The sequence below is a fragment of the Bradyrhizobium sp. genome (assembly GCF_027307225.1).
Taxonomy (GTDB): Bacteria; Pseudomonadota; Alphaproteobacteria; order Rhizobiales; family Xanthobacteraceae; genus Bradyrhizobium.
Genome location: NZ_DAHUXJ010000003.1, coordinates 1 through 21,002 on the forward strand (window position 1 = coordinate 1; position 21,002 = coordinate 21,002).

The window sequence follows — 21,002 nt, forward strand, 5'->3', positions numbered from 1 at the left end:
CAGATGCACTTGCAAATCAGTTGCAAAAATGATGAGTTTCCGGCATCTTCTCGCCATGGACGCGCGACCCAACAACTTGCGATCGGATTCCCGGTCGAGATCCGCCTCAGGCCGGATTTCCGGGACAGCCTGGCGTACCGATCGCGGTCCGCCCTCGCTGGCGGAGGCCTTTGGCTCGATCCACACGGCTCCAAAAGGTCCGTTCTGGCGCAAGCTGCTGGCCTTCCTCGGTCCCGGCTATCTCGTCGCCGTCGGCTATATGGACCCCGGCAACTGGGCGACGTCGCTCGCCGGCGGTTCCAAATTCGGTTACGCGCTGCTGACGGTCGCGCTGTTGTCGAACGTGATGGCGATCGTCCTGCAGTCGCTGTGCACGCGGCTTGGGGTGGGCGCCGGCCGCGACCTCGCGCAGGCCTGCCGCGATTCATTTCCGCGCTGGATTTCACTGCCGCTGTGGGTGTCTGCGGAACTTGCGATCACGGCGACGGACCTCGCCGAAGTCATCGGAACGGCGATCGGCCTTAATCTATTGTTTCACATTCCGCTATCGATCGGCGTCATCCTCACCGCGGCGGATGTGTTCTTGATCCTGGCGCTGCAAGCCTTCGGCTTTCGCTGGATCGAAGCCTTTGTTGTCGCGATGTTAGCTGTGATAGCGGCCTGCTTTGCGGTGCAGATCGCACTCGCCCATCCCGATTGGGGCGCGGTGCTGCGCGGCTTCGTGCCGACCTCGGATATCTTCGCCAACCATGACATGCTCTATCTCGCGCTCGGCATTCTCGGCGCGACTGTCATGCCGCATAATCTCTATCTGCATTCAGGACTGGTGCAGACCCGTTTCGTCGGCGAGACCGGGCAGGAGAAGCGCGAGGCCATCCGTCTTGCGACCATCGATTCCTCGATCGCGCTGTGTTTCGCCTTCGTCATCAACGCCTCGATCCTGATCCTGGCAGCCGCTACGTATCACCGCTCAGGACATCTCGACGTCGCCGAGCTTGATCAGGCGCATGCCTTTCTGGCGCCGCTGCTTGGCTCGACGCTCGCGCCGACGCTGTTTGCCGTCGCGCTACTCTGCTGCGGATTGAACTCCACCATCACCGCGACCCTGTCAGGCCAGATCGTGATGGAGGGTTTTCTGAACTGGCGCATTGCGCCATGGCTGCGGCGACTCGTGACGCGAATGATCGCGATCGCGCCGGCGGTGGTGGTGACGCTTTGGGCCGGCGAGAAGGCGACCGGTCGTCTCCTGATCCTGAGCCAGGTGGTACTCAGCCTGCAACTACCGCTCGCCGTGGTGCCGCTGGTGATGTTTACCGCGAGCCGCCGCAAGATGGGGCAGTTCGTGGCGCCGCGCTGGCTGAGTGGCCTTGCGATCGCTACGGCCGCCGTGATCATCATCCTCAATGCCAAGCTGGTTTGGGATCTTTGGGACTTTCAAGCGCCGAGGTGAGTCCGTATCCTCCCGGCCCATCAGCTTTAAAAACCGGGAGAGGCGCCTTGAAGAAGTTCATGCTGTTGACGGTCGCGCTGCTGTGGGTTCATCCCGCCGCCGCAGAAACGTTTCCGCTGTCGCCCGCCGGCGTGAAGACGCTGGCGCCCGAGGGCGCGATCAAATCGACCGGCACCTGGAATCTCGGCACGCGGGCAGGCGATTTCGTCTTCATTGCCGGCATGCGAGGCATCGACCCGAAAACCAATCATCTCGTCGATGGCAACGAGGCGCGCATTCGCCAGGCCTTCGCTAACATGAAATTCATCGCCGAGTCCGAAGGCGCAAGCTTACACGATGCGGTGCGCATCGTGGTCTATGTGACCGACATGTATCGCTTCCGGCCGATCGTAAACAAGATCCAGGAAGAGTTCTGGGGGAAGGGGCCGTACCCGCCGCGCACCATCATCGAGGTGCATCGTCTCAATGACGATGATATCTGCGAGGTTCAGGGCACATTCTACGCGCCAGTGAAGAAATAGCGGGGCGAGACCGTTGCTATGAATCAACTCCTGTGGGAATTGCCGGTCCCGTCGTCCTCTCAAACTAAAGGTCCCACGCTTAACGTATTAGTGGGGCGAGAGTGCGAAATCGCGTATTACATTGAGACAGACGATGGAGATCGAAAGGAAGCTTTGATATTTGAAGGTGTCGAAGCTTTCAAAACCACCTACATGACGGCGCGCAGCGTCGACATGATAGAGATGGCATACGACAGGCTAGTACGAATTGAAGCGTCGCCGTGGCTTGCCGAAACAACGAAAAATTCCGATCCCTACTACCAGAGCAGGGAGGGAGAGGCACGGAAGCTACAGCACCTCATGATCTGTTTTGATGACGGTCCTTGCTACGAATTCATTTGCGCCGGCTTCAAGGTGGCGTGAGAAAATTGGTCCCGTCCGCTAGTCCTGCGGCTCGGCCAGCATTTCGCCTGAGGCCTCGACCCGCATCCAGCCGGCGGGCGCGAGGCGCTGCTGCGGCAGGAAGCGGCCCTTGTAGTCCATCTTCTTGGAGCCTTCGATCCAGTAGCCGAGATAAACGTAAGGCAGGCCTTGCCGCCGCGCGCGGTTGATGTGGTCGAGGATCATGAAGGTGCCGAGCGAGCGGCCCTCTTCGGACGGCTCGAAGAACGAATAGACCATCGACAGCCCGTCGGAGAGCACGTCGGTCAGCGCGACCGCGAGCAGATCGTTGCCGCGTCCGTTGACGGCAGTGTCGACGCCGCGGCGCCGATATTCGATAATGCGGGTTTCGACGTGACTGTCCTCCACCATCATGGCGTAGTCCAGTACCGTCATGTCGGCCATCCCGCCATGGCGATGACGCTGGTCGAGATAGGCGCGGAAGATCGAATATTGCTCGGAGGTCGGCACGGCGCTGCGCTGTTCGCCGACGATGTCGGCGTTGCGGGCCGTGATCTTGCGGAAGTTGCGCGAGGGCCGAAATTCGTTAGCGATCACGCGCACGGAAACACAGGCCCGGCACTGGTCGCAGGCCGGCCGATAGGCGATCGACTGGCTGCGCCGGAAGCCGCCATGGGTCAGCAGGTCGTTGAGGTCGCCGGCCTTGTCGCCGACCAGATGCGTGAACACCTTGCGCTCGTGCCGGCCCGGCAGATAGGGGCACGGAGAGGGTGCCGTCAGATAGAATTGCGGGGTATCACGCGAATGCTGGGTCACGGGATTTCCTGGAACGAAGCTTACACAGCATCGCGCCGCCAAGCTTAACGGTCAATTGGTTTGCAAACCGTTTGCCGGCCGGGTGCGTTTCCCGGTTTTCCGCTAACACGCCGGCTGAGAAGGGAAGCGAACGTTAGAATCGGACCGCCAGGGACTACGAACCGAGGTGTTAATGATCACGGTTCCCAGCACGATATCGTGCAGCAGTCGCCGCCGGCCGTTGAAAAGCCCGACCAGGACCACGAGCGGCGAAAGAAAAGATATGGACACCCAGAACAGCACCGCGTGCATCGCACCCAATACGAAATAGCCGGGCGCGCCGTAAAAGGTGCGCAGTTCCAGATCCATCACACGCATGCCGACGGTCGCCGAATGCGGCCCGCCGAGCGAGGCGCCGTAATAGACGATGGCCCAGATCACCGAGGCCGGCCATGCCAGCCAGAACAGCACCCAGCCGAGCCCGAGCGTAATCACTCCGAACACCGCAATGAAGATGTAGCCGAGGATGACGGGCACCGACAGCACCACGAGGTCGATCAGGAACGCGAACACCCGCCGCGTCAGCACGCCGCGAAACAGTTCCGGCTCGAGGTCCGGATCGAAGGCGTGCGGCGGAACGCCGCTGTCGTTACGCCAGGCGCCGCCAGCGTTAAAAGCGCCGCCAGTATTACGAGCGCCGCCGGTATTTCCAGAACCGCCGTATGACATGATCCTGTTCCTCCAAACGTCGGTGAGGACATGGGAACGGCCAGGGCGGTTGCAAGACCGGCGGTCGGCTGCCGGGCGGAAATATTCTTGCATCTTCGGTGTTAGAAGCCCGAGACAGGTCTACTTCGCAGTTCTGGCAGGATGTTCCGCGGTGGCAAGGGGGAGAGATGAGCACACGGGCAGAATTTCGTTGCCGCTGCGGAGAGGTGCGCGGTGTCGTCACGGATGCTTCGCCGCGGACAGCCAATCGCGTGGTCTGTTATTGTGGCGACTGCCAGGCTTTCGTTCACAAGCTCGGTCGAGCCGATTTGCTCGACGCACACGCTGGCTCCGATATTGTCCAGGTTGCGCCTGCCTCGCTCGCATTCGTGCAGGGACAGGATCGCATCAGGGGATTGCGATTAGCTTCCAAGGGCCTTTATCGCTGGTACGCGAGTTGCTGCGACACGCCGGTCGGTAATACGCTCACGCCTGCGGTCCCCTTCGTCGGTATTTTCGCATCGGCGTTTGATCAAGGCGCGCAGCGCGCGGACGACGTGTTTGGCCCGCCCACGGGCGCCATTCAGGGAAAACACGCCGTCGGCGGCGCGCCGCCGGGTTCGACCGGGATCAAACTGTCGCTGATCCTGCGCGCGCTGGGCAAGATTTTTAGCTGGCGCTTGCGCGGCAAGGCGTGGCCGCATCCATTCTTCGCGCGCGACCGCGATGCGCCGATCTATCCACTCGATGTGCTCTCACGCGACGAGCGCGAGGCGCTGCGCGCCTATTGCGGTCCGCATCCAACGGCGCAAGCTTAACGCGCGGCCCGGCGCTTGCTGCGCGATTTCGAGGGGAGCGCTCTGTCGATATTCTCCGGTAGCTCAGTTGAAGGGGTGTTGCCAGCGGACTATCAAATCGGTGGACGAGCAAGAATCGGCGCGTCTGCGGGTTCCGGACCTGGGAGGCTCCCAAAGCCGGCCGGATCCTTTTCAGTCCGTGTGGATGCGAAATATCATGACGGCACTCTCGACGAACAGCGAAACCGCAAACCCGCCGGCCGTATCGCGCGCACGGACCTTGTGGACCGCCTGTGCGGCGCATGCGTTGCATGATGGCTACACCGATCTGATCTATCTCCTGCTGCCGATCTGGCAGGCCGAGTTTGCGATCGGTTACGGCGCGCTGGCATTCCTGCGCGCGCTTGCGGCGGCTTCGATGGCCGGACTGCAGCTGCCGATGGGCCGCGTCGCCGAGCGTATCGGCGGCCGCGCGACGCTCGCGCTTGGCACGGCGCTTGCGGCCATCGGCTACGTCATTGCCGGCTATTCGGCGAGCCTCATCGGACTCTGCATCGCGCTGGTCATTGTCGGATGCGGCCTGAGCACGCAGCACCCGATCGCTTCGGCGGCGGTGTCGCGCGCCTATCAGGGCGATGCACGCGGTCCGCTCGGCACCTACAATTTCGCCGGTGATATCGGCAAGGCCGCCATTCCGAGCGGCGCGTCGCTTCTGCTTGCCTGGATGTCCTGGCACCACATGCTGTGGGCGCTGGCGGTACTTGGCGTGATCGTCGCGATTGCGGTGGCGATTTTCCTGCCCGCGAACCTGCGGCCGGTCCACAAAAGTATCAAAGCAGAACCCCACGCCTCCGGTGCGCGCGGCGGGTTTGCACTGCTGCTTGCGATCGGCATTCTCGACTCCAGCGTGCGCATGGGATTTCTGACCTTCCTGCCGTTCCTGCTGAAGGAGCAGGGCGCGTCGCTGGCGACGGTCGGCCAGGCGCTGGCGCTGGTGTTCATCGGCGGGGCTGCGGGAAAGTTTGCCTGCGGCTGGCTCGGTGCGCGGTTCGGCGTGCTTGCAACGGTGCTGTTGACCGAGGCAGGGACCGCAGCCGTCATCGTAGCCGTGCTGATGCTACCACTCGCGCCGACGCTGATGCTGCTACCTGTGCTCGGCGTGATGCTCAATGGCACGTCTTCGGTGCTCTACGGCACCGTGCCGGAACTCGCGCCCGCGGGCCGAACCGAGCAGGCGTTCGCGATCTTCTACACCGGGACGATCGGCGCCGGTGCAACCGCGCCGATCCTGTTCGGCATTCTCGGCGATCACATCGGCGCGCGTGGCGCGCTGATGGCGACCGCCATCACCGCTGTCGTGATCCTGCCGCTCGCGATCGCATTGGCGCCGAAGTTGCCGGCGCAGGATCCATCGGATGGCTAGGTGTTCTTCTTCAACCGTTCCGCCGCCTGCGGCGCGAAATACGTCAGGATGCCGTCGGCGCCGGCGCGTTTGAAGGCGGTCAAGCTTTCCATGATCGCCCGCTCGCCGTCGAGCCAGCCGTTATTGATCGCTGCCATCAGCATCGCGTATTCGCCGGACACCTGGTAGACGAAGGTCGGCATGCTGAAGGTTTCTTTGACCCGCTGCAGGATATCGAGATAGGGCATGCCCGGCTTGACCATCACCATGTCCGCGCCTTCGGCGATGTCGAGTTCGACCTCGCGCAAGGCTTCGTCGGAATTGCTGCAATCCATCTGAGAGGTGCGCTTGTCGCCGGTCAGCGTTTTCGCCGAACCGACCGCGTCGCGGAACGGACCGTAAAAGGCCGAGGCGTATTTCGCGGCATAGGACATGATCTGCACGTCGAGGAAACCGGCCGCGTCCAGAGCTTCGCGAATGGCGCCGATGCGGCCGTCCATCATGTCGGACGGCGCGATGACGTCGCATCCGGCTTCCGCCTGCACCACCGCTTGCCGCACCAGCACCGCAACCGTGGCGTCGTTGAGGATCCTGCCGTCTTCCAGCAATCCATCATGGCCGTGGCTGGTATAGGGGTCGAGCGCGACGTCGCAGAGCACGCCGAGATCGGGAAATTCCTTCTTGATCGCGCGCACCGACTGGCAGACCAGATTGTCGGCGTTGACGGCCTCGGAGCCGTGATCGTCGCGCAAGCTTGGATCGGTGTAGGGAAAGAGCGCGATGCAGGGGATGTCGAGTTGCATCGCGCGCTCGGCTTCGCGCACCGCCTGATCGACCGAAAGCCGTTCCACGCCGGGCATCGAGGCGACCGGGTTGCGCTTGTTTTGGCCATCCGAGACGAACAGCGGCCAGATCAGGTCGTTGGTGGTAAGAACATTTTCGCGCACCATGCGTCGCGCCCATTCCGCCTTGCGGTTGCGGCGGGGCCGGATCGCAAGATCGAGCGACGGGGCGGAGAGGGTGGCGTCGCGTCGCGGCGTATCGCGCATTTCGATCGGACGCCCGAATTTGATCGCCATTTGCTGTTCTTTCTTTCGGATGGCTGGCTGCCGCTGCAGCGGTTGAACCGAATATAGCATTCTGAGCCAGCCTCGCCAGTGTGGCGACACTGACGTTCCTTTCAGTCTTGCAGCGAGCGCCTCAAAGGAACGTCAGAGTCAAAGCCACACTAGAATCATATAGTTGCCAGTGTCCCTTTGGTTCTGACATTCGTAAAAGTGCCTGCCGCGATATGATACGAATGTCAGAACCGGGACACTGGCTATTGGCCGTAGCCGACCCGATTGATTTTATCGGCCCGGGAGGCCATGACTGGCCTTAACCAGCCCGATTGGTCACAAGCCTGAAGATGTCCGACACGCCCACGCGCGATTCCTCCCGAGACCACGCGATATCGATCGATGCGATATCGTCGGAACGCATCGAGTCCGGCGATAATGTCTGGACCGGGCGGCTGGTGCTGTTCCTGCGTATCATGGCCGTCATTTCCGTCGCCAAGGGCCTTTATCACTGGGCGCAGGTCACCGGTTTCGTCGGCGGCGAAGATCAAGCCTTTGAAAACCAGACGCTCGCCTGGCGGGCCTCGACGGTCTATTTCGCCGTGATCGAGCTCGTCGCGGCGGTCGGGCTTTGGCTCGCAACGCCGTGGGGCGCGGTGGTCTGGCTGATCACCGTCGTTTCGATGACGGTGATCGAGCTGATGTTCCCGGCGATCTACGGCGGCAGCCTCCTCATCGTCGCCGCGGAAGCCTTGGTGCTGACAGCCTATCTCGTGCTGGCGTGGATGGCCGCCCGCGAGCGGCCGCCGTAGCTCGAAAAAGTCGCGGTAACCATTCGGTCACCTTCGCCCCCATTGCCACAGCCGTTACGCAGGCGTTTCCAGGTTGCGCCAACCTGTTTCCATATGTGACAGGCCATGCAGACGAAGCGTGAACAGGCGGGTAGCAAGCGTCAATGAAAGGTTGCAAAAGACCCTTGTATTGCAGGCTTAATCCGCGATTCACTGTCCTAAATTCATGATCTCTTTATTCTCTTATTTAAGCTGATCTTCAAACGCGCCCCTTAAGTTTGCGTCTATCAGGCGGGACAAAAGTTTCGTCGAATAAGTCGCAAAGACGACAACAGGGGAAGTGTCATGATGAAAGCCGCAGCAACCGCGGTGGAAACCGTCGAGCGCGCGCCGGGGCAACAGACCCAGGTTCAGCCGCTCTATCTCGAAGCTCTGACTCTGGTGGAACGGCTGCATCGCCGCTTGCTCGATGTCATCAAGGACGAATTCGATCGTCGCGGCCGCGCCGATATCAATTCGGTGCAGGCGCTCTTGCTCTATAACATCGGCGACAAGGAATTGACCGCCGGCGAGCTGCGCACCCGTGGCTATTACCTCGGCTCCAACGTCTCCTACAATCTGAAGAAGCTGGTCGAGCTCGGCTTCCTCGACCATCAGCGTTCGCGCGTCGATCGCCGTTCGGTTCGCATTCGCCTGACCCCGCAGGGCCAGGAGATCCGCAAGATCGTCGACGCGCTGTACCAGAAGCACGTCAAGACCGTGGAACAGGTCGGCGGCATCTCGAACGAGGAATTTGCGACGCTCAACAAGTCGCTGCATCGCCTCGAGCGCTTCTGGACCGACCAGATCCTTTATCGGCTCTGATTTTAGTTGCGGCCAAGCCGGCCACTTAAAAGACCGGCAGCCGCAGCGACCTGGAAGACAACTTCCCCCATCAGCGCACCGGTTCGGATTTTCCGAAGCCGGTGCGTTTTGTCTTTTTTTGCTGCGGTTTCCGGTTTGTCGTTACCTTTCAAGGCTGCCGCAATTGGAACTTTTGCCGATCGGCGCGCTTATCGTTGCGTATCGGAGGACGATAATGCTCGTCGAGCGCGGATTGCGGGTCATGAATGTCGGGGTGGTCAGCGACGCCTATGCGATCGCCGCCGACTATCTGTACCGGAGCGGCGCCGTCGCCGACAGCTTTGCGACCAACGAACAACTGCTCTCGATCATCGTGCAGTTGTTCGAGCGCGGCGAGTTCAACAGGATCAGGCTCGCCAACAAGGCGATTGCGAAATTCGAGGCGGTGGAAAGCGTTGACGGATAAAGCGTCCGACCGATCGCGCTCAATCCACGATTCAAGCTTCACCACAACGCGAGGAATCCATGGAAGCCGCCATCGACCGTATCATGATGACTTATGATCTCTTGCTGAACCGCACTGCGGCCGCCAGCGCCGAGGCGCGGGAGAAGGTCACCCAATATGTCACGACCCTGTTCGAGGCTGGCGAGACGGACATGCACCGCCTCACGGTGTGCGGTCTGACTTATTTGCGCGAGCTGGATGGTTCCAGCAATCCCGTCAAGGCCGGGTACACCGGGCTGTAGGATGGCGCTCTCAATTCATTGATTGCACGAGATCTCTGCGGATGAGCCGTGGGTGAAAATGTCACCCGCGGCTCACTGCCTTTTTGCCGAAACCTCTGGTAAAGCTCTGCGCAATCGGGCCACAAGTGCGCAGGACCCGTCCGGAGGCAACACCATGCTCACGCTTCATCATCTCAACGACTCGCGCTCGCAGCGGATCCTGTGGCTGCTGGAGGAACTCGGCACGCCCTATGAGACGAAATTTTACCAGCGCGACGCCAAGACGCGCCTGGCGCCGCCCGAATTGACGGCCATCCATCCGCTCGGCAAGTCGCCAGTGATCACGGACGGCGATCTCAAAATCGCCGAATCCGGCGCTATCGTCGATTATCTCATTCGCACCTATGGCCATGGGCGGATGATGCCGAAAGTGGGGGCGGCTGACTACGAGGCCTACAATGAATGGCTGCATTATGCCGAAGGCTCCGCCATGCTGCCGTTGATGCTCAACCTCTATGTGTCCCGGTTGAAGGAAGCGGGCGGCCCGCTGCATCCGCGCATCGACAGCGAACTCGCCAACCATCTCGGCTATGCCGACCATGCGCTGACGGGCAGGGAGTTTTTCGTAGGCCAATCGCTGACCGGCGCTGATATCCAGATGAGTTTCGTCGGCGAGATGGCCGATGTCTTCGAGCGGCTGGGGCCGTTTCCCAATCTGAAGGGATGGCTTTCGCGCATGCACGCGCGGCCGGCCTTTCAGCGCTCGATCGAGAAGGGCGGCGCCTACCGTTTTGCCAAATAGAGCCCGGGAAAGGAATGCCGAAGCTGAAAGCGATGAACCGCGTTCGCCTGCTCAGTCTGTTATCCGTCTTCGCCATTGCCGGCTGCACGCAGCAGGCGGGCTTTCTCGCATCCTTTGCCAATCAAACTCCGCCGCCCGCGGAGCGGCTGAACCCCGGAACGGCGCCGCCGGACCAGTGGACGCCGGCGCCCGATGAGACGCCGGACGACGAGTTCCTGCCGAACACCGAGCGCATTTCGAAGATGCCGCGCAAGGTTGGCGAATGTTTCGAGACCACGATCACCGAGATCACCGACCGCTATGGTGAGGACATAGTCCCGCGTCCCAAGAAGAGTCCTGATCCCGGCACCATTGTCCGCTTCTCCAATTCGGGCGTTCAGGTTTCGCTTCGCCGGGAGAAAACCATCGTTAACTCGCAGGTGTTCGACAAGGTCAACATGTGCCTGGTCCAGGTGCCGCAGCAATGTCCCGGCGATCTCCGCGGCCGTGTCTACAAGACAACCAATTTGCGGACCAAGGAGAGCTGGAGCCTCGCCAACGACATCACGAGCTGCGGCGGCCCGGCCGGCTAACGCCGACGGCCCGTGCCGCGCTTCGTCGCACATCTGTCCCCTCATCCGCGCAAGCGGCGTCTCGAAGGATAAGGCCGATAGCGGGCCTCATGGTTCTCCCGGCGATGCAACGCATCGTCCGGCGACGCGCATCATTTTATGCCGCCGTTCGCTAACGGCCTCGCTATCGCTTGGCCTGCTCGGGCGGAGAGCGCTCCTCACCATGAGGGTTTGGCGCAGGACGCGCGACCACCTTTCACGTGTTTGCGATCAAGTGGATGTGCGGACTTATCCGCTAGTGGAGTGGATTTGACATTCGCGACCCACCTAGCCGCAAATTCGGAAAGCGAATGTCAAATCCAAAACTCCACTAGAAACATATTTTCTAGTGGTCCTTTGATTCTAACATTCGCAAAAGTGCTCGCTGAGGAGGGATGCGAATGTTAGAATCGGACCACTACTCCGGCTTTGCTATGAAATGTTGCTGGTCATCACCAGATAGGCCGGCCGTCAACTGACCCGATCGCACACCATGAGCGCGCCGACCCGCCGATCGTTCCTCATCTCCGCCGCCGGCCTCGCCGCCGGTGCGCTGGCAGGACGAGCCTGGGCTGCCGAGCAGCCGCAGACGCCGGATCATCTGCTCGACGAACTGATGCGGGAAAACCAGGACAACGATATCGGCAGCGGCTTCGACAACGCCTCGCGCAAGGTCCGCCTGCCAAAGAAGTCGCTGTCGACGCTCTCGCCCTCGACGGCGGAAACCACCCAGACCTCGATCGCGCAATACGAGGCCGTCGTCGCCAAGGGCGGCTGGCCCGTCGTGCCGGCCTCGGCCAAGGGTTTGAGTGTCGGTGCGAAGAGTGCGGCGGTGCCGACGCTGCGGCAGCGATTGCTGGTCGCCGGCGACCTGGAGCTGAACTCCGGCGCGCCGGCCGTGTTCGATTCCCATGTCGACGTCGCCTTGCGCCGCTTTCAGGTGCGCCACGGCCTGCATCCCGACGGCATCCTGCATGAGGCGACGCTGCAGCCGCTCAATGTTCCGGCGGAGCAGCGGCTGGCGCAGTTGCGCACCAACGCGGTCCGGCTGAAAGCGCTCAGTGGCAACCTCGGCAACCGCATTGTGGTCGCCAACATTCCGGCCGCCCAAGTCGAGGCAATCGAGAACGGCGTGGCCGTGACGCGTCACGCGGCCGTGGCCGGCAAGCCGGACCGGCCGTCGCCGGATGTTCGCAGCAAGATCACCCAGATCAACTTCAATCCGTTCTGGACGGTGCCGGTATCGATCATCCGCAAGGACCTGATTCCGAAGATGCAGGCCGAGCCGGATTATCTCACCAGGAACCACATCCGCATCTACGACCCGAAGAACAACGAACTGCAGCCGTCGCAGATCGACTGGTATTCGAACGACGCGGTCAATTACAAGTTCAAGCAGGATGCCGGCGATTTCAATTCGCTCGGTTCGATCAAGATCAATTTCCCGTCTCCCGACGGCGTCTACATGCACGACACGCCGTCGAAAGGCCTGTTCGGCGAGGATTTCCGCTTTGCCTCGTCAGGCTGCATGCGCATCCAGAACGTGCGCGAACTCGTCTACTGGATCCTGGATGAAACGCCGGGCTGGTCGAAGGCCGAGATCGACGCGGTGATCAAGTCCGGCGAGCACAAGGACGCCAAGGTCGCAAAGCCGTTGCCGCTGTATTGGGTATATGTGACGGCGTGGGCGACGCCGGATGGCGTCGTGCAATTCCGCGAGGACATTTACAACCGCGACGGCGTGAGCTGAGCTTTTGGTGAGTGCTACGGCGTCATTCCGGGGCAGCCCGCAGGGCTGAACCCGGAATCTCGAGATTCCGGATCGCCGCTTCGCGTCGTCCGGAATGACGATGCTGCGTTCCCCGGACGTAGCGCAGCGCTTTCGCGGTGCGCTGCTGATCCGGGGTCCATTTATCCAAGGGGGTGGGTCGCGGATCTGCGTCGCGTCATCTCATGCCGCGCCGCGTCCGGGATACGAGAAGATCGCACTTGACAGCTTTTCGCCTGACCCACCCGATTTGCCCGTCGCGTTAATGTGCCGCAGGCACCTCGCTTGTGACGACGGGCAAATCACGGGCAGATTTCCGCGCGTCCCGCTGCCCATGAGAGAGGGCGCTTCGCGATCGTCACGAACGTTGGCAGAGGGATGCGACGGACGCTTTCGCATCGACTGACGAGCGATGGGGGAGCGGACGGTGAAGTCGTACGGTCCTGACACCCCGATGCTGGTGCCAAGCTGGCGACAATGCTGGCGCATTGCGCTGACGACGGAGACAATCAAGCCGGTCTCCGGGGAGACTACGAAGGAAACCGTAACACCATCGCGCAGGGAATGCCGGATCTCCGGTGAACCTGTAGCGGACTTATCTGCGTGCTTTCATTCTTTGCACGCGGAGCTTCGGGTGCAGCCGGCACCCGGCATTCCCTGCGTCCTCCAAGGGGGACTTCTGACCAGAACCCGGGCGTGACTGCGCCGCGGGAAGGTCTTCCCATGCCGTCCGGCGGAAAGCGCGCTCCGGCGGCCGGAAAGTGGCATTTCCAGCTATCCCCACCATATCTGGCATAATTATCGGGCTTCTACCGCAATGGCTTGGCCGGCGCGGGGCGATGTGGTATCCCGCGAGACCCTTTCGACCGTCATAATGGACCGACCGCGACACCTCGATCTGGTTGCGGCGGTGGAGATATTTCGCCCATGAACTCTTCGGCCAAGACCACTGCCGCACCCGATTCCTTCTTCACAGCTGCCTTGAGCGACGCCGATCCCGAGATCGCCGCGGCAATCAAGGGCGAGCTTGGCCGCCAGCGCCACGAGATCGAACTGATCGCCTCGGAAAACATCGTTAGCCGTGCCGTGCTGGAAGCGCAGGGTTCGGTGATGACCAACAAATACGCCGAAGGTTATCCGGGCGCGCGCTATTACGGCGGCTGCGAGTGGGTCGACGTCGCCGAGACGCTCGCGATCGAGCGCGCGAAAAAGCTGTTTGGCGCTAACTTCGCCAATGTGCAGCCGAACTCCGGCAGCCAGATGAACCAGGCGGTGTTTCTGGCGCTGCTGCAGCCCGGCGACACCTTCATGGGGCTTGATCTCGCCGCCGGCGGACATCTTACCCATGGTTCGCCGGTCAACATGTCCGGCAAGTGGTTCAAGGCCGTGCACTACACCGTGCGGCGCGAGGACCAGCTGCTCGATATGGATGCGATTGCCAGGCAGGCTGAGCAGGTTCGGCCCAAGCTGATCATCGCCGGCGGCTCGGCCTATTCGCGCGCCTGGGATTTCAAGCGGTTTCGCGAGATCGCCGACAGCATCGGCGCCTATCTTCTGGTCGACATGGCGCATTTCGCAGGGCTTGTGGCCGGCGGCGTCCATGCTTCGCCCGTGCCGTATGCGCATGTCACCACCACGACCACGCACAAGTCGCTGCGCGGCCCGCGCGGCGGTCTCATCCTCTGCAACGACGAGGCTCTCGCCAAGAAATTCAATTCGGCGATCTTCCCGGGCCTCCAGGGTGGTCCGTTGATGCATGTGATCGCGGCCAAGGCGGTTGCCTTTGCGGAAGCCTTGCGGCCGGACTTCAAAGTCTACGCCAGGAACATCGTCGAGAACGCCAGGGCGCTGGCGGAATCCTTGCGCGCCGAAGGTCTCGATATCGTGTCCGGCGGCACCGACAACCATTTGATGCTGGTCGACCTTCGCCCCAAGGGATTGAAGGGCAACGTCTCGGAGAAGGCGCTGGTTCGCGCCGCCATCACCTGCAACAAGAACGGCATTCCCTTCGACCCCGAAAAGCCGTTCGTGACGTCAGGTCTGCGTCTGGGCACGCCGGCCGCGACCACGCGCGGTTTTGGCGTTGCCGAGTTCAAGCAGGTCGGCGGCATGATCGCCGAAGTGTTGAACGCGGTGGCGCAGTCGAAGGACGGCTCCGCGCCGCTCGTCGAGCAGGCGATGAAGGAACGGGTGAAGGCGCTCACCGACCGTTTCCCGATTTACTAGTGCGGCGAATTTGAAGTTCCTATCAGTGTTGCTGTAAGTTCGTCATAGGAACTTCAAATTCAAAGCCGCACTAGAAAACAATAAGTGACTAGAGCTCCTTTGATTCCGAAGTTCGCATCAGAGGTCGCCACGATAGCCTGCGAACTTCGGAATCGGAGCTCTAGTAAGGGTCCATCCGCATGCGTTGCCCCAGCTGCAACAGTCTCGATACGCAGGTGAAGGACTCCCGTCCGACGGAAGATTCCGCCGTGATCCGGCGCAGGCGCGTATGCGTCGCCTGCAATTTCCGATTCACCACCTTCGAGCGCGTGCAGCTTCGCGAATTGACCGTCATCAAGCGCAACGGCCGCCGGGTGCCGTTCGACCGCGACAAGCTGGTGCGCTCGGTGCAGATTTCCCTGCGCAAGCGCCCAGTGGATTCGGAACGGGTGGAGAAAATGGTCTCCGCCATCGTCCGCGAACTCGAGAGCGGCGGAGAGGCGGAGATTTCCTCGGAGGCGATCGGCGAGATCGTGATGGAGCATCTGCGCCAGCTCGACGACGTCGCCTATGTTCGTTTTGCGTCGGTCTACCGCAATTTCCGCGAGGCCAAGGACTTCGAGGCCGTGCTTGGCGAGCTCTCCGGCGAGGACGAAGCGCGGATCACGCTGTTACGCAAATGATCTTCCGTATTCTGGAAGAACAGCTGGCGCAAAAAATGAAGGTTTCGAAGGCATCTGACCGGCGCTTCATGCAGCTTGCGCTTGCGCTCGGCCGCCGCGGCCTCGGCCGCACGCATCCCAATCCCGCCGTCGGCGCGGTCGTGGTCAAGGACGGCGTCATCGTCGGCCGCGGCTGGACGCAGCCGGGTGGAAGACCGCATGCCGAGCCGGTAGCGCTGGCGCAAGCGGGCAATGCGGCGCGTGGCGCGACGATCTATGTGACGCTGGAACCCTGTTCCCATATCGGCAAGGCGCCGCCTTGCGCGGACGCGATCATCGCCGCCGGCATCAAGCGCGTGGCGTCGGCGATCGAGGACCCCAATCCGCAAGTTGCCGGGCAGGGCCATGCAAAGCTGCGTAACGCCGGGATTGAGGTTGACGTCGGACTTGAGGCGGAGGAAGCCGCCCGCGCCCATGCCGGGCATTTCCGCTGTGTCCGCGACAAGCGTCCGCATGTGATCCTGAAACTTGCCATCTCCACCGACGGCAAGATCGCGGCCGCCGGCCACAAGCAGGTTTCGATCTCAAGCGAGGCCGCCAAGGCGCGCACGCACCTGTTGCGGGCGCAGTGCGACGCCATTCTGGTCGGAATTGGCACGGTGCTGTCGGACGATCCGTTGTTGACGTGCCGCCTGCCGGGGATGCAGGCGCGTTCACCGGTTCGCGTTGTACTCGATCGGGCCTTGCGCATCCCGCCGACTAGCCGTCTGGTTCATTCTGCGCGCGGCACGCCGCTCTGGGTGGTCACCTCGAACGCGGCGGAAGCGCCGGCAGCCGCCATTCTGGGGGCAAGCGGCGCGCAAGTGATACGGGTTGCATCGACCCCGGCCGGGCTGGACTTATCGGCTGTCCTGCGCGGGCTCACGGAACGCGGCATCACCCGGCTTCTGGTCGAGGGTGGGGCACGCGTGGCGTCCTCTTTCGCGGGGGCGGGCCTGGTCGACGAATTCTGGCTGCTTCGCGGGGCAGAGCCGATCGGGGCCGGCGGCGTGCCAGCGCTGGATGCATTGCCGCTCGGCGCCATCACGGAGTCGTCGGCTTTTCATGTTCATGCTAGCGAAGCCTTGGGTTCCGACACTCTGACCATTTACGAGCGAGTTTAATGTTTACCGGCATCGTCAGCGATATCGGCGAGATCGAAAGCCTCAAGCCTGTGGCGCAGGGGCAACTGCACCGCTTGCGCATTGGTTGCCGCTATGACCGGGCGACAATCGCGGACGGCGCCTCGATCGCCTGCAATGGCGTTTGTCTCACGGTCGTCGCTTCGGGCGTCGAAAAGGGCACGACCTGGTTCGACGTCGATGCAGCCGCCGAGACGTTGGGTATGACCACGGCCAAGCACTGGGTTGTCGGCACCAGGCTCAACCTGGAACGGGCGCTGAAGATCGGCGACGAACTCGGCGGCCATATCGTCGCCGGCCATGCGGACGGCGTGGCGAAGATCCTTTCCCGCGAGAATCTGCCAGACATGGCGCGATTTACTCTTAATACCACGCGCGAACTCGCCCGTTTCATCGCACCCAAGGGATCGATCACACTCGACGGGGTTTCTCTCACCGTCAACACGGTCGAGGACACGACGTTTTCCGTGCTGATCATCCCGCACACGCTCAAGGTCACGACCCTGGCGTCCTGGCAGGCGGACAGCGAGGTTAATATCGAGGTCGATCTGATGGCGCGTTATGCGGCGCGATTGACGGAAATGAAGTGACGGCGTAGCCGTCAGTGACGATACCAGATGGATTGAAGAATGGCAGACGCGCGACGCGCACCTCTGAAAGACCAGACCGACATTTCCGGCGCACGGGCGCTGATTGTCGAAGCGCGTTTCTATGACGACATTCAGGATGCGCTGCTGGAAGGTGCGGTCGCTGAACTGAAGGCGGCCGGCGTCGGCCACGAGGTCATCACGGTTCCCGGCGCGCTGGAAATCCCGGCGGCGATCGCCATTGCATTGGATGCGGCGGAAAAAGCAGGCAAGGCCTATGACGCCGCGATTGCGCTGGGCTGCGTCATCCGCGGCGACACCATCCATTTCGAGATCGTCTCGACCGAATCTTCGCGCGCGCTGATGGATCTGGCGGTGACGAGGAAGTTTCCGCTCGGAAACGGGATCCTGACGGTCAACACCGAAGCGCAGGCGTGGGCGAGGGCACGCGCCAGCGAGCTCAACAAGGGCGGCGATGCCGCGCGCGCGGCACTCGCCATGCTGCGGATCAAGCGCCGTCTGAATCAGCGATCATGAACGACGACAAGAAAAACCAGGCGAGAAAGCCTTTGAAGGCTCCGGAGCGCAAAGCCAACCGGCGCGGTGCGGCAAGGCTCGCCGCGGTGCAGGCGCTTTATCAGATGGATATCGGCGGAGCCGGCATCAACGACATCTTCGCCGAGTTCGAATGCCACTGGCTCGGCAACGAGGTCGAGGGCGACAAGTATCTGCCGGCGGAAGCGGCGTTTTTCCGCGACGTTGTATCGGGTGTGGTGCGCGACCAAGCCAAGCTCGATCCGCTGATCGATGAGGCGCTGTCGAAAGGCTGGCCGCTGAAGCGGATCGATGCCATCCTGCGCGCGGTGTTGCGCGCCGGCGCCTATGAACTGGAACATCGCAAGGACGTTCCCGGACGCGTCGTGGTGTCGGAATATGTCGACGTCGCGCACGCCTTCGTCGAGGCGGAGGAGACCGGCATGGTGAACGCGGTTCTCGATCAGATTGCGCGCCAGTTCCGCGGCAGCGAATTCGTGCGGGCCGGTGGCTAGTGCGGCGAATTTGAAGTTCCTATCAATTTCGTCGCGAGTCCGTTATAGGAACTTCAAATTCAAAAGCCGCCTAGTGGTTCGATTCTAACATTCGCATCCCTTCTCAGCGTGCACTTTTGCGAATGTTAGAATCAAAGGACCACTAGCAAATGTCTGTTTCTAGTGGAGTTTAGGATTTGACATTCGCTTTCCAAACTCGCGGTCGGATGGGTAGCGAATGTCAAATCCACTCCACTAGAAAGCAATAATTTGCTAGAGCTCCTTTGATTCCGAAGTTCGCATCAGGGGTAGCCACAATAGTTTGCGAACTTCGGAATCGGAGCTCTAGGATGGCCGTTCCCGGTGCGCCAGCATCCGGCGAAGACTCTCTGATCGCGCGCTACTTCAAGCCGCTGGCGACCGATCCTGGCGCCTTTGGGCTCAGCGATGACGCCGCCGTTCTCAAGGCACTCGGCAACGACATCGTGGTCACGACCGATGCGCTGGTGGAGGGCGTCCATTTCCTGCCCGACGACCCCGCCGAGACGATCGCGCAGAAGGCGCTGCGCGTGAACTTGTCCGATCTGGCGGCGAAGGGCGCCGATCTCGCGGGCTTCGTGCTCTCCGTGGCGCTGCGCAAGGTCGATGAATCCTGGTTGGCGGCTTTCGCGCGTGGGCTTGGTGCGGATGCGACCGCTTTCAACTGCCCGCTTCTCGGCGGCGACACCGTTTCGACGTCGGGCCCGCTGATGGTTTCGATCACGGCCTTTGGCCGCGTTCCGCAAGGCACGATGATTCATCGAAGTGGCGCGAAGCCGGGCGACCATGTGGTGGTGACGGGAACGATCGGCGATGCAGCACTCGGCTTGGATATCCTGAAACAGGGCCGGGTGGCGGAAGCACTTGCCGGCGATGCAGCCTCGCGGGACATGCTGGTCAGCCGCTATCGCGTACCGCAGCCGCGCAATGCGCTTGCGTCGGCGATCCGTGGGTATGCCCATGCCGCCATGGACGTTTCCGATGGATTGGCTGGAGACCTCGCAAAGCTTTGCGCGGTGTCGGGTGTGTCGGCCTTGATCGACCTGAAATCAATCCCTCTGTCGAAGGGCGCCACCAAAGCTCTTGTAGCAGGCGCCACCAGCATGGGTGAAATCGTCTCGGGCGGCGACGACTATGAGATCTTGTGCGCGGTCGGCGCGGACGCGTTTGATGAATTCGTTCGGTCGGCTCAGGCCGCCGGCGTGGCGGTGAGCCCGATCGGGACGGTTATCGCCGGCGGATCTACCCCCAAATGGCTGGACGCCGAGGGTAAGGAACTGCCGTTAACGCGCACCGCCTATAGCCATTTCTAGGAAATTCATGAAAATGGCCCGTTCCGATGTAAATACCTTTCGAAATCCTCGGTTTTTGTCCGCCTTGGCGTTGCACGGGGCATGCGATTTTGGCATGGTCCCGGCCGATTTCAGGCCGTCCTTTGGGGAGGGTGGGCCTGCTTTTTGTGCGCTGGCCGCGACCCGCGGCCGCGGCGTGGGGCCATCTTTAAGAGATCTGAGGCAAGTTCAATGACAGCATTATGGTTGATCGTGCTCTGCGGCGCGCTTTCTATCGTCTACGCCATCTGGGCGACCATGTCGGTGTTGAAATCCGATGCCGGCAATCCGCGCATGCAGGAGATCGCGGCTGCGGTACGTGAAGGCGCACAAGCCTATCTGCGACGCCAGTACGCCACGATCGGCATCGTTGGTGTCGTGATCTTCGCCCTGCTCGGTTATCTCCTCGGTATCCTCGTTGCCATCGGCTTTGCGATCGGCGCGATCCTGTCGGGTGCGGCGGGCTTCATTGGCATGAACGTTTCGGTGCGAGCCAACGTCCGCACCGCGCAAGCGGCCACCACTTCGCTCGCCGGCGGTCTTGAACTCGCCTTCAAGGCTGGTGCCATCACTGGCATGTTGGTCGCGGGTCTCGCGCTGCTCGGCGTCACGCTCTACTTCGGCTTCCTGACCTATTCGCTGCATCTGCCGGCTGACGGCCGCACCGTGGTCGATGCCATGGTCGCGCTCGGTTTCGGCGCGTCGCTGATCTCGATTTTCGCCCGTCTTGGCGGCGGCATCTTCACCAAGGGTGCTGACGTCGGCGGCGACCTCGTCGGCAAGGTCGAGGCCGGCATCCCCGAGGACGATCCACGCAACCCGGCTACCATCGCCGACAACGTCGGTGACAACGTCGGCGATTGCGCCGGCATGGCCGCGGACCTGTTCGAGACCTATGCGGTGACGGCGGTCGCCACCATGGTGCTGGCGGCGATCTTCTTTGCGAAGACGCCGATCCTCACCGACATGATGACGCTGCCGCTCGCCATCGGCGGCATCTGCATCCTGACGTCGATCATCGGTACCTTCTTCGTCAAGCTCGGCGCGAGCCAGTCGATCATGGGCGCGCTCTACAAGGGCCTGATCGCCACCGGCGTTCTGTCGCTCATCGGCGTGGCCATCGTGATCCACCAGTTGATCGGTTTCGGCAAGCTGGCCGGTGTCGACTACACCGGCATGGAACTGTTTGAATGCGGCGTCGTCGGCCTGGTCGTGACGGGTTTGATCATCTGGATCACCGAATACTACACCGGCACCGACTATCGTCCGGTGAAGTCGATCGCGGCCGCCTCGGTCACCGGTCACGGCACTAACGTGATCCAGGGCCTCGCGATCTC

At 61.9% G+C, this 21,002-nt stretch carries 24 protein-coding genes; 20 read left to right on the forward strand and 4 right to left on the reverse strand.

What is annotated here, in order from left to right; translation table 11 throughout:
• The first annotated feature begins 55 nt into the window (after positions 1–55).
• The 3 genes from M6D32_RS00290 to M6D32_RS00300 are packed head-to-tail and all read left to right on the forward strand — an operon-like array spanning position 56 to position 2,373.
• Positions 56–1,450, forward strand: a complete 1,395-nt coding sequence (locus M6D32_RS00290; RefSeq protein ID WP_298252244.1) for an Nramp family divalent metal transporter — start codon at positions 56–58, stop codon at positions 1,448–1,450.
• A 47-nt stretch (positions 1,451–1,497) separates the two neighbouring features.
• Complete coding sequence (locus M6D32_RS00295; protein WP_298252197.1) at positions 1,498–1,971, forward strand: RidA family protein; 474 nt, start codon at positions 1,498–1,500, stop codon at positions 1,969–1,971.
• An 18-nt stretch (positions 1,972–1,989) separates the two neighbouring features.
• Entirely contained in the window at positions 1,990–2,373 is a 384-nt protein-coding gene (locus M6D32_RS00300) for a hypothetical protein (RefSeq protein ID WP_298252199.1), read from the forward strand.
• 18 nt (positions 2,374–2,391) lie between these two features.
• On the opposite strand, the gene M6D32_RS00305 is transcribed toward M6D32_RS00300, so the two are convergent.
• On the reverse strand, positions 2,392–3,168 hold the full coding sequence (locus M6D32_RS00305; protein ID WP_298252201.1) for an arginyltransferase: 777 nt from the start codon (positions 3,166–3,168) through the stop codon (positions 2,392–2,394).
• A gap of 102 nt (positions 3,169–3,270) precedes the next feature.
• The gene (locus tag M6D32_RS00310; RefSeq protein WP_298252203.1) at positions 3,271–3,876 is read right to left on the reverse strand and encodes an RDD family protein; all 606 of its coding nucleotides are present in this window, start codon (positions 3,874–3,876) and stop codon (positions 3,271–3,273) included.
• Positions 3,877–4,043: 167 nt separating this feature from the next.
• On the opposite strand from M6D32_RS00310, the gene M6D32_RS00315 reads away from it, so the two are divergent.
• Both M6D32_RS00315 and M6D32_RS00320 read left to right on the forward strand, forming a co-directional pair.
• Positions 4,044–4,673, forward strand: a complete 630-nt coding sequence (locus M6D32_RS00315; protein WP_298252206.1) for a DUF6151 family protein — start codon at positions 4,044–4,046, stop codon at positions 4,671–4,673.
• A gap of 196 nt (positions 4,674–4,869) precedes the next feature.
• A complete protein-coding gene (locus M6D32_RS00320; protein ID WP_298252208.1) occupies positions 4,870–6,075 on the forward strand; it encodes an MFS transporter in 1,206 nt (401 codons plus the stop codon).
• On the opposite strand, the gene hemB is transcribed toward M6D32_RS00320, so the two are convergent.
• On the reverse strand, positions 6,072–7,133 hold the full coding sequence (gene hemB, locus M6D32_RS00325; protein WP_298252210.1) for a porphobilinogen synthase: 1,062 nt from the start codon (positions 7,131–7,133) through the stop codon (positions 6,072–6,074). The genes M6D32_RS00320 and hemB overlap by 4 nt on opposite strands.
• Before the next feature lie 329 nt (positions 7,134–7,462).
• Between hemB and M6D32_RS00330 the strand changes: the two genes are divergently transcribed.
• Positions 7,463–7,924 (forward strand): DUF6163 family protein, encoded by a 462-nt coding sequence (locus M6D32_RS00330; protein WP_298252212.1) that lies wholly within the window; start codon positions 7,463–7,465, stop codon positions 7,922–7,924.
• Positions 7,925–8,248: 324 nt separating this feature from the next.
• Entirely contained in the window at positions 8,249–8,767 is a 519-nt protein-coding gene (locus M6D32_RS00335; RefSeq protein WP_298252214.1) for a MarR family winged helix-turn-helix transcriptional regulator, read from the forward strand.
• 2 nt (positions 8,768–8,769) lie between these two features.
• Here the strand turns inward: M6D32_RS00335 and M6D32_RS00340 are convergent, their stop codons facing one another.
• The gene (locus M6D32_RS00340) at positions 8,770–8,919 is read right to left on the reverse strand and encodes a hypothetical protein (protein WP_298252216.1); all 150 of its coding nucleotides are present in this window, start codon (positions 8,917–8,919) and stop codon (positions 8,770–8,772) included.
• Positions 8,920–8,981: 62 nt separating this feature from the next.
• On the opposite strand from M6D32_RS00340, the gene M6D32_RS00345 reads away from it, so the two are divergent.
• The 13 genes from M6D32_RS00345 to M6D32_RS00405 form a co-directional block, all read left to right on the forward strand.
• Complete coding sequence (locus M6D32_RS00345) at positions 8,982–9,212, forward strand: hypothetical protein (protein ID WP_298252218.1); 231 nt, start codon at positions 8,982–8,984, stop codon at positions 9,210–9,212.
• Between the two features lie 59 nt (positions 9,213–9,271).
• On the forward strand, positions 9,272–9,493 hold the full coding sequence (locus M6D32_RS00350) for a hypothetical protein (RefSeq protein WP_298252220.1): 222 nt from the start codon (positions 9,272–9,274) through the stop codon (positions 9,491–9,493).
• 154 nt (positions 9,494–9,647) lie between these two features.
• The gene (locus M6D32_RS00355) at positions 9,648–10,274 is read left to right on the forward strand and encodes a glutathione S-transferase (protein WP_298252222.1); all 627 of its coding nucleotides are present in this window, start codon (positions 9,648–9,650) and stop codon (positions 10,272–10,274) included.
• Between the two features lie 14 nt (positions 10,275–10,288).
• A complete protein-coding gene (locus M6D32_RS00360; protein WP_298252224.1) occupies positions 10,289–10,846 on the forward strand; it encodes a hypothetical protein in 558 nt (185 codons plus the stop codon).
• Positions 10,847–11,357: 511 nt separating this feature from the next.
• On the forward strand, positions 11,358–12,614 hold the full coding sequence (locus M6D32_RS00365; protein WP_298252226.1) for a L,D-transpeptidase family protein: 1,257 nt from the start codon (positions 11,358–11,360) through the stop codon (positions 12,612–12,614).
• 945 nt (positions 12,615–13,559) lie between these two features.
• Complete coding sequence (gene glyA / locus M6D32_RS00370) at positions 13,560–14,858, forward strand: serine hydroxymethyltransferase (RefSeq protein ID WP_298252228.1); 1,299 nt, start codon at positions 13,560–13,562, stop codon at positions 14,856–14,858.
• A gap of 179 nt (positions 14,859–15,037) precedes the next feature.
• Complete coding sequence (gene nrdR / locus M6D32_RS00375) at positions 15,038–15,520, forward strand: transcriptional regulator NrdR (protein WP_298252230.1); 483 nt, start codon at positions 15,038–15,040, stop codon at positions 15,518–15,520.
• Entirely contained in the window at positions 15,517–16,662 is a 1,146-nt protein-coding gene (gene ribD / locus M6D32_RS00380; RefSeq protein ID WP_298252232.1) for a bifunctional diaminohydroxyphosphoribosylaminopyrimidine deaminase/5-amino-6-(5-phosphoribosylamino)uracil reductase RibD, read from the forward strand. Before nrdR ends, ribD begins: the two co-directional genes overlap by 4 nt.
• Positions 16,662–17,270, forward strand: coding sequence for a riboflavin synthase (locus tag M6D32_RS00385; protein ID WP_298252234.1), 609 nt, complete (start codon positions 16,662–16,664; stop codon positions 17,268–17,270). Before ribD ends, M6D32_RS00385 begins: the two co-directional genes overlap by 1 nt.
• Before the next feature lie 39 nt (positions 17,271–17,309).
• Positions 17,310–17,804 (forward strand): 6,7-dimethyl-8-ribityllumazine synthase, encoded by a 495-nt coding sequence (gene ribH / locus M6D32_RS00390; protein ID WP_298252236.1) that lies wholly within the window; start codon positions 17,310–17,312, stop codon positions 17,802–17,804.
• Entirely contained in the window at positions 17,801–18,316 is a 516-nt protein-coding gene (nusB, locus tag M6D32_RS00395) for a transcription antitermination factor NusB (RefSeq protein WP_298252238.1), read from the forward strand. Before ribH ends, nusB begins: the two co-directional genes overlap by 4 nt.
• Positions 18,317–18,645: 329 nt before the next feature.
• Positions 18,646–19,647, forward strand: a complete 1,002-nt coding sequence (gene thiL, locus M6D32_RS00400; protein ID WP_298252240.1) for a thiamine-phosphate kinase — start codon at positions 18,646–18,648, stop codon at positions 19,645–19,647.
• A 210-nt stretch (positions 19,648–19,857) separates the two neighbouring features.
• A partial coding sequence (locus M6D32_RS00405; protein WP_298252242.1) for a sodium/proton-translocating pyrophosphatase occupies positions 19,858–21,002 on the forward strand: 1,145 nt, incomplete at its 3' end.

What these genes read in the sequence shown, in the direction of transcription:
- M6D32_RS00365 (WP_298252226.1), top strand. Translation starts at nt 11,358, where the DNA reads ATGAGCGCGCCGACCCGCCGATCGTTCCTCATCTCCGCCGCCGGCCTC.
- M6D32_RS00315 (WP_298252206.1), top strand. Translation starts at nt 4,044, where the DNA reads ATGAGCACACGGGCAGAATTTCGTTGCCGCTGCGGAGAGGTGCGCGGT.
- hemB (WP_298252210.1), bottom strand. Translation starts at nt 7,133, where the DNA reads ATGGCGATCAAATTCGGGCGTCCGATCGAAATGCGCGATACGCCGCGA.
- M6D32_RS00345 (WP_298252218.1), top strand. Translation starts at nt 8,982, where the DNA reads ATGCTCGTCGAGCGCGGATTGCGGGTCATGAATGTCGGGGTGGTCAGC.
- M6D32_RS00310 (WP_298252203.1), bottom strand. Translation starts at nt 3,876, where the DNA reads ATGTCATACGGCGGTTCTGGAAATACCGGCGGCGCTCGTAATACTGGC.
- ribD (WP_298252232.1), top strand. Translation starts at nt 15,517, where the DNA reads ATGATCTTCCGTATTCTGGAAGAACAGCTGGCGCAAAAAATGAAGGTT.
- ribH (WP_298252236.1), top strand. Translation starts at nt 17,310, where the DNA reads ATGGCAGACGCGCGACGCGCACCTCTGAAAGACCAGACCGACATTTCC.
- nrdR (WP_298252230.1), top strand. Translation starts at nt 15,038, where the DNA reads ATGCGTTGCCCCAGCTGCAACAGTCTCGATACGCAGGTGAAGGACTCC.
- M6D32_RS00320 (WP_298252208.1), top strand. Translation starts at nt 4,870, where the DNA reads ATGACGGCACTCTCGACGAACAGCGAAACCGCAAACCCGCCGGCCGTA.
- M6D32_RS00335 (WP_298252214.1), top strand. Translation starts at nt 8,249, where the DNA reads ATGATGAAAGCCGCAGCAACCGCGGTGGAAACCGTCGAGCGCGCGCCG.
- M6D32_RS00360 (WP_298252224.1), top strand. Translation starts at nt 10,289, where the DNA reads ATGCCGAAGCTGAAAGCGATGAACCGCGTTCGCCTGCTCAGTCTGTTA.
- M6D32_RS00290 (WP_298252244.1), top strand. Translation starts at nt 56, where the DNA reads ATGGACGCGCGACCCAACAACTTGCGATCGGATTCCCGGTCGAGATCC.
- M6D32_RS00330 (WP_298252212.1), top strand. Translation starts at nt 7,463, where the DNA reads ATGTCCGACACGCCCACGCGCGATTCCTCCCGAGACCACGCGATATCG.
- thiL (WP_298252240.1), top strand. Translation starts at nt 18,646, where the DNA reads ATGGCCGTTCCCGGTGCGCCAGCATCCGGCGAAGACTCTCTGATCGCG.
- M6D32_RS00300 (WP_298252199.1), top strand. Translation starts at nt 1,990, where the DNA reads ATGAATCAACTCCTGTGGGAATTGCCGGTCCCGTCGTCCTCTCAAACT.
- M6D32_RS00355 (WP_298252222.1), top strand. Translation starts at nt 9,648, where the DNA reads ATGCTCACGCTTCATCATCTCAACGACTCGCGCTCGCAGCGGATCCTG.
- nusB (WP_298252238.1), top strand. Translation starts at nt 17,801, where the DNA reads ATGAACGACGACAAGAAAAACCAGGCGAGAAAGCCTTTGAAGGCTCCG.
- glyA (WP_298252228.1), top strand. Translation starts at nt 13,560, where the DNA reads ATGAACTCTTCGGCCAAGACCACTGCCGCACCCGATTCCTTCTTCACA.
- M6D32_RS00350 (WP_298252220.1), top strand. Translation starts at nt 9,272, where the DNA reads ATGGAAGCCGCCATCGACCGTATCATGATGACTTATGATCTCTTGCTG.
- M6D32_RS00385 (WP_298252234.1), top strand. Translation starts at nt 16,662, where the DNA reads ATGTTTACCGGCATCGTCAGCGATATCGGCGAGATCGAAAGCCTCAAG.